This is a genomic window from Rhodococcus sp. ENV425 (assembly GCF_002887785.1).
Taxonomy (GTDB): domain Bacteria; phylum Actinomycetota; class Actinomycetes; order Mycobacteriales; family Mycobacteriaceae; genus Rhodococcus; species Rhodococcus aetherivorans.
Window position 1 is genome coordinate 1 of record NZ_PCZU01000042.1, and the last position, 10,135, is coordinate 10,135.

Genomic DNA, 10,135 nt, shown 5'->3' on the forward strand with positions numbered 1-10,135 from the left:
GGGTGTTTGATATGCGGGGAATCACTGTGCGATCTCGAGGACTCGACGAGGATCGCGTGTAGGCCTGATTGCCATCCCACCGGAGGAGCCCGCATGACGTTCGTGCCCTGCCTGGTCCGTTCGATGCACGGTGTGGAGATTCGAGCGCTCACCCTCGGGCATCCGCAGCTCGACGACTACCTCGCTTTCGTCGGCGCCCGGGCCAGGTTGAACACGTGGCTGGCCACCGCCTACGACCTGAAGGTGTTCTTCACCGTCGTGACCAAGGAACCGGCGCAGGTCACCACCGCGGACGTGTTTGCGTTCCTCGAGCAACAGCGGGCGCCGCGACTCGGGGAGCGGGTAGTCCGGCTCGAGGACGGTGAGAGCGGACTCGCAGCACGCACGATCGCCCGCCGGTTATCTACTGTCTCAGGTCTTTTCGCCTACCTGACCGCTCGTGGCGATGCCGGGGTGGTGCGCAACCCCGTCCCGCGTGGCCTGTCCAGCCGACAGCCGGGACGCCGCGGGCGTGGTGGGGTGCCGCTGGTGCGGACCCCGCGGAGGTTGCCACGGGTGCTCGGCCCGCACGAGGTGGACGCGGTCTTGACGGCGTTGCGGACCCGCCGCGACACCGCGATGGTGCAGGCGATGCTGCTCGGTGGTCTACGTCGCTGCGAGGTGCTCGGGCTGCGACTCGGCGACGTCAACGCCGGCGAACGCCGACTGTTCATCGCCGACGGCAAGGGCGGGCGGCAGCGAATCGTTCCCGTCTCGTCGCGCTTTTTCGTCGCCCTGGGTGACTATCTGGACGATGAACGGCCGCGCATCTCGACAACCGACCGGGTGTTCGTCGTGCTCAAGGGACCGCGCCGCGGCGGCCCGCTCTCCGCGGCAGGACTCGATGAGATCCTCGCCGGCACCCGGAACCGCGCCGGTCTGGCCCGGCTGACGTGCCACCAGCTGCGGCACACCTGCTTCACCCGGCTGCGGGAGGCCGGGATGGCGCTGGAGGCGATCCAGGCTCAGGCCGGGCATGCCTCGATCGAGTCCACCCGCATCTATCTGCATCTGGCCAACGACTGGCTGGCCGGTGAGTACCTGCGTGCAGCGGCTTCGATTGACGCCCAGATGAACCCGACGGACGTGGGGGTGACCGAATGACCCGCTCACCGCACCGAGGCGAGGTCGAGGAACTGGTTGCCGCCTACCGCGCCGACCTTCTCGCCGCCGGGATGTTCGCCGAGCATCCGGTCACCTCACCGGCTCGGTCGTTCCTGTCCCGAGTGGGCGCCGACGGTTGGTCCGCGCTCACGCTCGCCGAGCAGTGCGCCACCTCGCTCAAGGACCGCCGCGTGGTCGGCTGGCTGATGGTCACCGGTCGGCTGACCCCGACCGCGGACTATCTGGTGCTGGGCCGGCCCTACCTCGGCGAAGTTGCTGCGCGCCACCATGCCTCGTTTCATCGACGGTTCACCGAGACCGCCGCCGAGCTCGGCTTCGACCGCCGCGCCACGGTGCTGCAGTGGTCGGCGGTGACGAAGGTGGCGACGCTGGCAGGGGTGGCGCAGGATCGGCTGAGCAAGGCCGACGTGGACGCCGGACGGGAGCAGATGATCGCCGCGATCCGTCGGCACCGGCCCGACGCGCACGGCGTCCGGGCGCTGACCACCGCCCTGTTCGGTGCCGAGGCCACCCTGTTCCACGCCGGTGTGCTCGACGTGCCGCCGCGCAAGACGCACCCGAACCAGGCCGCGAGCCGCGCCGCCACCTGGGCTGCGGCACCGCCTCGACTGGCCGCGACGTTGCTGGGCTATGTCGAGCAGATGCGACCGTCGTTGCGCCCGGCCACCATCGTCGGTGTCGAGGGGGTGCTGCGGGGGTTCGCGGGGTGGTTGACCCGCGAGGCGCCCGAGGTCGGCTGCGTCGCCGACCTGCGCCGCCGCCATATCGAGGCCTACAAACTGCACCTGACCGACCGGCCGTCGGCCCGCGGTGACCGGCTGTCCAAGACCACTCTCGCCGAACACGTTGGCACCCTGCGTACCTGTTTCGAACGCCTCACTGAGTGGGACGGCGAGGACACCCCCACCGGAGTACTCGTGTTCGCCGGAGACCTGCCCCGCCGCGACGAGCCGCTGCCCCGTTTCCTCGACGACGGCAGGGCGGCCAAGCTGCTGCAGGCCGCCCGCGCCGACCCCGATCCGTTCACCCGGCTCGCCATCGAGTTCCTGGCCCGGACCGGGCTGCGCAAGGGCGAGTTCCTCGACCTCACCGTCGACGCCGTCGTGCAGATCGGCTCCGCCTACTGGCTGCACGTGCCGGTCGGGAAACTGCGCACCGACCGATACATTCCGTTGCACCCACAGCTGAAAGAGATGCTCGACGACTGGCTCGACAAGCGCCCGGCCGGTCTGCGCAGCGACTATCTCTTCCTCGAACGTGGACGCCGGATCACCAAGAATCGGGTGGACCGGGCGCTCGCGACGGTAGCCGCGACGGCGGGCATCGGGCACGTCACTCCCCACCAACTACGACATACCCTCGCGACTCAGGCCATCAACCGGGGCATGTCACTCGAGGCAATCGCCGCCCTACTCGGGCATCGCTCGATGCGAATGACCATGGTGTACGCCAAAATTGCCGACCGCACCGTCGCCGACGAGTACTTCGCCGTCTCCGAGAAGGTCGAGGCGCTCTACGACGCACCCCGCGAACTGCCCGCCGACGACGAGGGCGCCGAGATGCGCAAGCTACGTTCCGAAATGCACCGGCGGATGCTCGGCAACGGCTACTGCGCCCGACCGGTGGGTCTCGACTGTCACTTCGAATCCATCTGCGAATCCTGCACGTTCTTCCAGACCACCATCGAGTTCCGTCCCACCCTGCAGGCGCAGCGCGACGACGCCGCCGACAAGGGCCAACTCGGCCGGCAGAAGATCTTCGACGGACTGCTCACCCGACTCGACCAGTCTGCCTCCTGACACGAAACCTTGACAGGATCACCCGCATAATGGTCGAGGATCTTGCGGACCACTTCCTGGGGAACGTCGTTGTTGATCAACCGGGTGCCGAGGGTGTGCCGGAACTGGTGCGCGGTCACGTGGACGGGTGCGCCGCGTTCGTCGCGGATGCCGCAGTCGGCGACCCACTGTTGCAGCGTCGTGGAGACGACCGGTCCGCTGATGACATGTGTGCCGTCGGGGTTGTTTCTTGTGCCGGGGAACAGGACCGCGCGTGTCGAGTAGTGGTCGCGGACGTGTGCGACCTGAACGTCGATGGCGGCGGCCAGCTCATCCGAGACCGGTACCAGTGCTTCGCGATTCATCTTGTGGTTGTAGTAGCGCAGATACGGAGCCGCCTGGTGATCGCGGACGAGACAGTCCTGCGGCAGATGCAGGGCATCGTTGACGCGCAGTCCGGTCTGCATCAGTAGCGGGAAGAGCAGGCGCCAGCGGGGATCGGTGAGCTTGTCGAGGTTGGCCCGGTCTTCGAGTTGGGTCATCACGAACTCCGACAGCGCCCGGGGCGGTAGCGGGGTGCGGGCGGGGAAGTCTTCGCGGTAGAGGGCGGTGCGGGCGGGAACACCGTCGAGCCAGTCGTGTTGTCGGGCGATGGCCAGAAAACGCGAGACCGAGCTCAAGGCCATGTTGCGGCCGCTCGGGGTGAGGCCGTCCTCGGCGAGCACGGTCAAGAACCGGTCGAGCACCGGGCGGGTGAACTGCTCGGGTGTGGCGTCGGCGCCGGCGGTGTCGGTGAAGGCCCGGGCGAGGCGGGTCAAGGGCCTGAGGTCGCGGTGCATGCCACTGGGACTGTGTCCGGTGTCGTTGCGCCAGCGGAGGAATCGTTTGACAGCCTCGCGAAGCCAACGCTGGTCGATGCCGGTGAAGTCGAAGAGCCATCCCTTCGCCGGTCCGGTGACGCCGATCCGGCGCAGCCGCCAGGTGTCGCGGGCGTACTCGTCGTCGGCACCGCCGCGACCGGCGAGGCGGTCGAGTTCGTCGATGATGAAGGTGAGAAACCCCAGTTGGAGCCTCGACGGTCCCGGGTGAGGCGCAGCGCGACGGTGTCGGCGCTGCGGTGACTGTGGCCAGTCCGATTCGTCGGGTTCGAGCAGCGAGGAGATCGGGAGGTCGGCCAGCATCGCGATCGTTTTGCGTAGCGAGCCGAAGCGTAACCGCGGCGGATCGTCGACCTCCCGGGCCCGCTGAATTCCGTAGGCGATCTCCCAGCGCAGGGGGATCGGCAGTGCGGACAATCGCAGTTGCTGCGCACCGGTGACGGCCCGGCCGGCGTCCCAGCCTTCCAGCGGTGGTCTGCCGTGTGATCTCCATCGTTCCCAGTGGGTCGAGCACAGCCCCGGGGTCGGACACCACTGTGGTCGCCGGCAGCCCTCGATCACGCACTCGGTGCCGCCACCGACCGGATCGGCTGGGTGCAGTTCGAGGCCCGCTGCCCGGAGTAACGGTGCGACCTGCGCGAACAAGAGGGCCTGTTTACGTTCTGCTGCCGGGACCAACCGGATCTGGTTCACCGTCATCGTTCGCCTTCCGTCGGGGTGAGGGCACCGACGGCCCGGGTCAACCAGCCGGACCGTTCGAGCACGTCTCGAACGTGACTGATGTCCAGGTGCGCGTAGGTGCCGACGGTGGTGGTGATCGAGGCGTGCCCGAGGAGCTTCTGCACGACCTCCGCAGGAACGTCGCGCCGCAGGAGTTCGGTGGCGTAGGTGTGCCGGAACATGTGGGCAGTGAACTCGATCCCACTGCGCCGGCGCAGCCGGGCGATCAGGTCGGTGACATTCCAGTAACGCCACGGCTCCCCGTGGTTGCCGGCCCAGAGGTTGACGAACACGTAGTCGCAGTCGAGGTCACCGTATTCGGTGACGAGATAGTCGGTGTAGAGGCGGATCAGTGCGGGTGCGACGGGGATCTCGCGTGGGCCGCTCTTGACCCGGGCATGGTTGCTGTTGCGGCGGGCACGGACCCGGACCAGGCGGCCGGCGGGGTCGATGTCCTCGTGGCGCAGTCCGAGGGCTTCACCGACGCGCATACCTGTTCCGGCCAGCAGGGCGATCAGGAATCGATCCCGCAGGCGGTCGCAGGAGGCGAGGATGGCGGTGACCTGCTCGTCGGTGAGGGCGCGGGGCAGTCGGCGCTGCGGGGTCAGCTTGAGGGTCTTGCGTCTGTCGCGGTTGCCGAGATGCGCCAGGAACGGTCGCCACGAACTCGACCTGCTCTCGTGGGGTTCGATAGTGGTCAGCAGATCAGCGCACGACACGCCGTGGCGAGCGTGGAATCGGTAGAACGAGCCGATCGCCGAGAGCTTGCGGTTGATTGTGGTGGCACTGCAGTGTGCCCTGACCGTCGGCAGGGCCGTGACCGTGCCCGCTCGGGCATCAGGAGCCAGACGCAGCCATCCCGCGAATCTGCCCAGATCCGCCAGGGTGACAGTGGCCCAGCCGGTCTGGTGGACCTGCAGGAACTGGAAGTAGTCGCGCAGGTCGAACGCATACGAGCGAACCGTGGCAGGAGATCGTTCGATGACGGTCAGGTGCGCCAGGAACATCTCGATCGGCTCGATCACGGCGAAGTCGTCGTCGAGCACCGTCCACGATTCGTCCCCACCGGCCGGCTGAAGTACCCGCTGAACCAACATGTCGGACCCCACTGTCCGCCGTGGATTGCTTGTGCGGAGGGTAACCGGCGGCACCGACAAGAGGGATTCCATCATGGTCCGATCCGTCCGTAAGATCGGTGCCGCCCGGTCAAATTCCCTGTAGAATTCGTCTCTTCGCCTTCGGGTGGAGTACGCGGGAGCGATGACCGATGCCGGAACACAAGCAGATGCAGCCCCCGGACTACCACCGCTGCCTCGAGACCGTCTTTGCCTCACCCACGGCGTGCCGCGAACTGCTGGAACGTCTCGCCAGGACGAGGGAGATCGATCTGCGGTCGAAATGGTCGCCGTGGCGGGGTCAGGAACCCCCACCGCACGGGCCCGAGGTCAAACGGCAGGTCCCTGCCGAGGTGCAGTTGCTGATGGTCGAGGCGAAACTGGCTGGTGAGCGCGCATCCTTTCGGCGGTTGTGGCGCGAGCTGTACGACCTCATGGGTGTTCCCCCCATGCAGGAGAGCAACGTCGAACTCATCGTCCACATACGGTCGACACTCGATCGCCTGAAAAGCCGCGTGAGAGAGCTCGAAGAAGCGGTGGCGGCCAAGGACGATCCGGATGCCTGAGGCCGTCGGCATTGACCGTTGTCCCGGTGGACGAAGCTTCGACGCCTTCTTGCTCGTCGCTGCAGGAAGGAGCGCTCGATGACCCACGATGTGCAGGGATGGGACAAGGCCATGGCAACGACGCGAGTGCGCCAGGGTGTGCCTGTGGCCTTTCGGGGCGCCGACACCGACCGTGACATCCTCGACCCCCAGGCACAACCTCCGATGCTGTTCCACGGTCACCCAGGCCGGATCACCAGTCCGGCGATCCAACACATCCTGGTGGATTGGGTCGGTCTCGAGGATGAGCCTGCCAGTTTTGCCGTCGGCTTCTGCCCCCGCGCCATCGAGGGTGGATGGGCCGGCCCTGTCGTGCCCGGTCTGGCGGAAATCTCGGAGGACGAGTACCTCCTGCGGAAACAACGGATCGAAAGAGGCGAGCGTCCCGTTCCGTAGAGGCTTCGTCCCTGCAGTTCGCGAACATACTGCTTCACAACGCATCTTGCTCGCCCATTGACGGTTGATCGGACGGAGCGATCAGCGGTTCAGCTCGCAAGGTGGGTCGTTGCTGCACAATTCACCGATCGTCTCACCGATCGTCGACACCACCCTGTCAATGCGGGGATCTCACCCAGAGAGACCACTTCGCGAGGTGGATTGTCGATCGACGAACCATTACGCCGCTGCCGACCGTGGACGACGTCTGAACGCAAACCACGCCATGGCCCCGACAAGGGGGATGCCCCACACGGCCACCACCCATAATGTGCGGCCGACTGTCCCTGACCTTGCCGATAGGATCCCGTGCGTCGCTGTGGTCGCAAGCGTGATCCACAGCACCACACCGATTCCGGCAATTGCAAGTCCGCCAAGAAACAGGCCGAATCCAGGCATGCAGTCCGATTCCGATCGGGCACACTCGCTCAGCCCGGCCTCCGCGAGCAGGTCCGAAGTCACAACGACTGATCGTACCGATCGATATAGGGGCTCTGGAGTGGCCCGGTGACTCCGTTGCACATTGATCGGCTTCCGCACTGGCAGCCGATCAATGTGCAACGCATGATTCATCGTCGAAAGCGCTTTGATAACACTGCGTACTCTTCCCAGCGCTGACGACAAACACCTCGCTCACTTCGTCATGGACACTCGAAGCGCCAGCTCAGGGGAACACATGTTCGAATAACTCTGCTAGGGTGGGATGCGACGTCAGGACAGCGGGGGAAGCGCCGTCCTGGCGTCACTGTTTTCCCCGCCCCACCCCGCCGTGCCACTGCCCCGGTTCGTTCGGCGGTAGCGCCTACCTCCCCGGCACAGCATGTGCCCCTGGGCGGTGTCGGGTCACACCGACACCAACTGCTCCTCGCGTGGGGTGACCGCGTCGAGGGGAAGCAGCACCACCGGCGGAATCTCGAAGCCTTCGGCGTACGCGGCGTTCTTGAAACGCTGCCAGCGCCGGCACACCGTCGACGGGGACGGGGTGTCCTCCAGCTCGGCGGCCACCTGCGCATAGGTCAGCTGCGGGCGGCCCAGCAGGATCGCCGCCACCTCCTTCTCCTCACTGCGCAGCGCGCACCCGGCCAGGAACTCGCGCAGGCCGTCGACCGTCTGCGGATAGCCACCGGACGTCGGCGCCAGAGTCTGCTCGGGCGGTGCATCGAGGCGAGCCGGGGCCTGCACGACGCAGTCCCCCGATGCACCCTCACCGGGGCGCTCGGTGTCCTGCGGCTGCACCGTGGCAGGCGGGGCGGCAGCAGTGGCGGCCTCGGTGTGCACGCGTGCACCGGGGTCCTGCACGTCGTCCCCGACGGGTGCATCCACGGTGTGGTCGTGCACCTCGGATGCAACGGGTGCACTCGCGTGCGGATCCTGATGGGCGGTCGGGCGCGCGTGATGCACCGCCTCGTTGTAGCGGCCGCGTTCGACGGCCAGCGCCCGCACGATCGTGGTGAACAGATGCAACAGCGCCAGGAACAACAGCGGCACGATCATCGCAATGCAGGCAGCGATGGCAGCCGGTTGCGGCTGGTACCCGACATCGACACCGGCCGCGGCCTGCGCGTGCCGCTGCCCGGCGAGGCGGAAGGCGTGATAGCCGTTGCCGGCCACGCTGAGCAGGACCGTGCCCGTGGCCAGGGCCTTGCAGTACCGACGGGCACCGCGGAACTCGTCGTCGGCCCCCAACGCAACGAGAGCCAGGGCCGCGGCGGCCTGCGCCACATCGAGCGCCACCGGCGCCATCCAGGCCAGTTCCGGGCGCACACCGATTTCCAGGGTGAGCTGGCGTAACGCGTCGAACGACAGGGTGAACGCCAGCGCTGCAAGCACCAGCGTCATCGCTGCAACAGCACCGAGGGCCGTGGTCTTCGAGTGCAATCGTCGGCGTGCACTTGCGGACGGTAGCTGACGTTGCGCAGCGCGAACGTTAAGGTCATACATGATCGGAATTTCCTTTGCTGAGGTAGCCGGTCACGGAGTCCCGTTGGATTGCAGGTCGAGCGGGACTCCCCCTTTTTCTGGCGCTAGAACGTTGAAACGCTATGCAGCTAGAGTCGAGGTCTTCCTTGATTGCCGGTTTCAGGCGCACCTGCCCGGATCGCGGCGATCACCTGCTCGGTGGACATGCGAGAGGCCAACTCACGAAGTGCAAAACGAACGATCGCACTACGGGAATCAATGCGTGGTTTTTGCTTCCGCCCGAGATAGATCGCCTCCTCCAGGAACTGGTCGGTCTCGGCGTCCAGATAGATCGTCGACTTTGTTAGCTCGTCCACTTCTACCGAAGGCGCTGGAGGCGCTGCCTTCGGCAACTCGGAGGCAGGCAACGCGGGCGCCGGTTCCCGGCCGTTGACGGTCTGCGCGGCCGCTTGCTCCAAGTGGGCCGCCGCAGCGTCCGAAGTAGACGGTCGGATCTCTTGCACGGTGGGCGCAATGGACTTGGTCGGGTTCTCGGAATCGGTGGGGATCTCCACCGGAACCGACCGGGGCTTGTGCCGCGGTGGCGGCATGGTGCGCCCACCGGCGCGCTTGTTCTTTTGCCGCAAGGCGTCGAGTCCGTTAGTCATTGACGTACTCCTGGAGGAACTTCGCGGTGTCGGTGATTGCAGCCGCGAAAGCCCGCAACGGCTTGGCCGGTGGTTCCTCGGCGGTGATTGCAATGCGCTTCGTCCGAGTGCCAACCCGGGCGGCATGGGGAACCGGAGGCGCAACCTGCACCGGCGTGCCGTCAACCATCCGCGCAAGACGGTCGATCATCGTTCCCGGAGGTGCCGCCGGCACCATTGTCGGAGAAATGACCAGGGGGTAGTCGGCGAGCTCGTCGACGAGCTGCTCAGTTGCATCGAGATCCAGCTTCCGCAACGGAGTCGGCGCAAGAACGACATTTGCAACGGACAGTGCACCATGGGCCTGGGTCGTTGCACCTGGATGCGTGTCCACGACGACCCATTCCGTGTCCCACTCCCCCGCCCACTGCACCAGCGCATCCGCCATTGCCTCTTCGCTGGGCGCCTGGTCGTACAGGTCGGGATGCCCAGGTACCAGACGCGGCTTCTTGAAGCCGTTCAACGGCTTGGGGGTCTTGCCGGTGCGGATTGCATCGAGGATCGGAATGCGGGCCCGGTCGAGAGGCCGATCCCCCCACTTACCGGTGGCGCCGCCCCCGTCGTACTCCAAGTCCACCAGGACTGCGTCCAGCTCGTAAGCCAACTCGTACGCCATCGTGGTCTTTCCCACCCCTCCCTTCCGGGAGTGGCAAACGATGATTTTGGCCATTGCATGGAGCCTTTCGTCGGTTGCACTGGGTGCAATGAGTCGGTGCATTGGGGCGCTGCAGCGTGCAGCGCTACCACGCTCTAAACGCTAAGCGTCGGAACGCTGCAACGTCGTAGCGCCACGCCGTTGCAACGTTGCACCGTTGTAGCGGAGCAACGTTCCAA

General features: G+C 66.4%; 8 protein-coding genes and 1 pseudogene. 4 read left to right on the plus strand and 5 right to left on the minus strand.

Annotated elements, in window-relative coordinates:
- Nucleotides 1-93 precede the first annotated feature (93 nt).
- Together CQZ88_RS03135 and CQZ88_RS03140 are read left to right on the plus strand one after the other, a co-directional pair.
- On the plus strand, nt 94-1,143 hold the full coding sequence (locus CQZ88_RS03135; RefSeq protein WP_043797108.1) for a tyrosine-type recombinase/integrase: 1,050 nt from the start codon (nt 94-96) through the stop codon (nt 1,141-1,143).
- Nucleotides 1,140-2,963 (plus strand): site-specific integrase, encoded by a 1,824-nt coding sequence (locus CQZ88_RS03140; protein WP_043797110.1) that lies wholly within the window; start codon nt 1,140-1,142, stop codon nt 2,961-2,963. Before CQZ88_RS03135 ends, CQZ88_RS03140 begins: the two co-directional genes overlap by 4 nt.
- A gap of 89 nt (nt 2,964-3,052) precedes the next feature.
- On the opposite strand, the pseudogene CQZ88_RS32265 reads toward CQZ88_RS03140, so the two are convergent.
- Both CQZ88_RS32265 and CQZ88_RS03150 read right to left on the minus strand, forming a co-directional pair.
- Nucleotides 3,053-4,519 (minus strand): annotated as a pseudogene (locus tag CQZ88_RS32265) (tyrosine-type recombinase/integrase); the annotation flags it as partial.
- Nucleotides 4,516-5,637: a tyrosine-type recombinase/integrase gene (locus CQZ88_RS03150; RefSeq protein WP_080688452.1), complete on the minus strand. Its 1,122-nt coding sequence runs from the start codon at nt 5,635-5,637 to the stop codon at nt 4,516-4,518. The gene CQZ88_RS03150 and the pseudogene CQZ88_RS32265, both read right to left, overlap by 4 nt.
- Nucleotides 5,638-5,807: 170 nt before the next feature.
- On the opposite strand from CQZ88_RS03150, the gene CQZ88_RS03155 reads away from it, so the two are divergent.
- Together CQZ88_RS03155 and CQZ88_RS03160 are read left to right on the plus strand one after the other, a co-directional pair.
- Nucleotides 5,808-6,221 (plus strand): hypothetical protein, encoded by a 414-nt coding sequence (locus tag CQZ88_RS03155; protein WP_043797393.1) that lies wholly within the window; start codon nt 5,808-5,810, stop codon nt 6,219-6,221.
- A gap of 78 nt (nt 6,222-6,299) precedes the next feature.
- Nucleotides 6,300-6,656, plus strand: a complete 357-nt coding sequence (locus tag CQZ88_RS03160) for a hypothetical protein (RefSeq protein WP_043797396.1) — start codon at nt 6,300-6,302, stop codon at nt 6,654-6,656.
- A gap of 882 nt (nt 6,657-7,538) precedes the next feature.
- Here CQZ88_RS03160 and CQZ88_RS03165 read toward each other — a convergent pair.
- The 3 genes from CQZ88_RS03165 to CQZ88_RS03175 all read right to left on the minus strand — a co-directional run bounded on the left by CQZ88_RS03165 (nt 7,539) and on the right by CQZ88_RS03175 (nt 9,971).
- On the minus strand, nt 7,539-8,534 hold the full coding sequence (locus CQZ88_RS03165; RefSeq protein ID WP_102799243.1) for a DUF2637 domain-containing protein: 996 nt from the start codon (nt 8,532-8,534) through the stop codon (nt 7,539-7,541).
- 209 nt (nt 8,535-8,743) lie between these two features.
- The gene (locus CQZ88_RS03170) at nt 8,744-9,262 is read right to left on the minus strand and encodes a hypothetical protein (protein WP_102799244.1); all 519 of its coding nucleotides are present in this window, start codon (nt 9,260-9,262) and stop codon (nt 8,744-8,746) included.
- Nucleotides 9,255-9,971: a ParA family protein gene (locus tag CQZ88_RS03175; protein ID WP_102799245.1), complete on the minus strand. Its 717-nt coding sequence runs from the start codon at nt 9,969-9,971 to the stop codon at nt 9,255-9,257. Before CQZ88_RS03175 ends, CQZ88_RS03170 begins: the two co-directional genes overlap by 8 nt.
- Between the last annotated feature and the right edge of the window lie 164 nt (nt 9,972-10,135).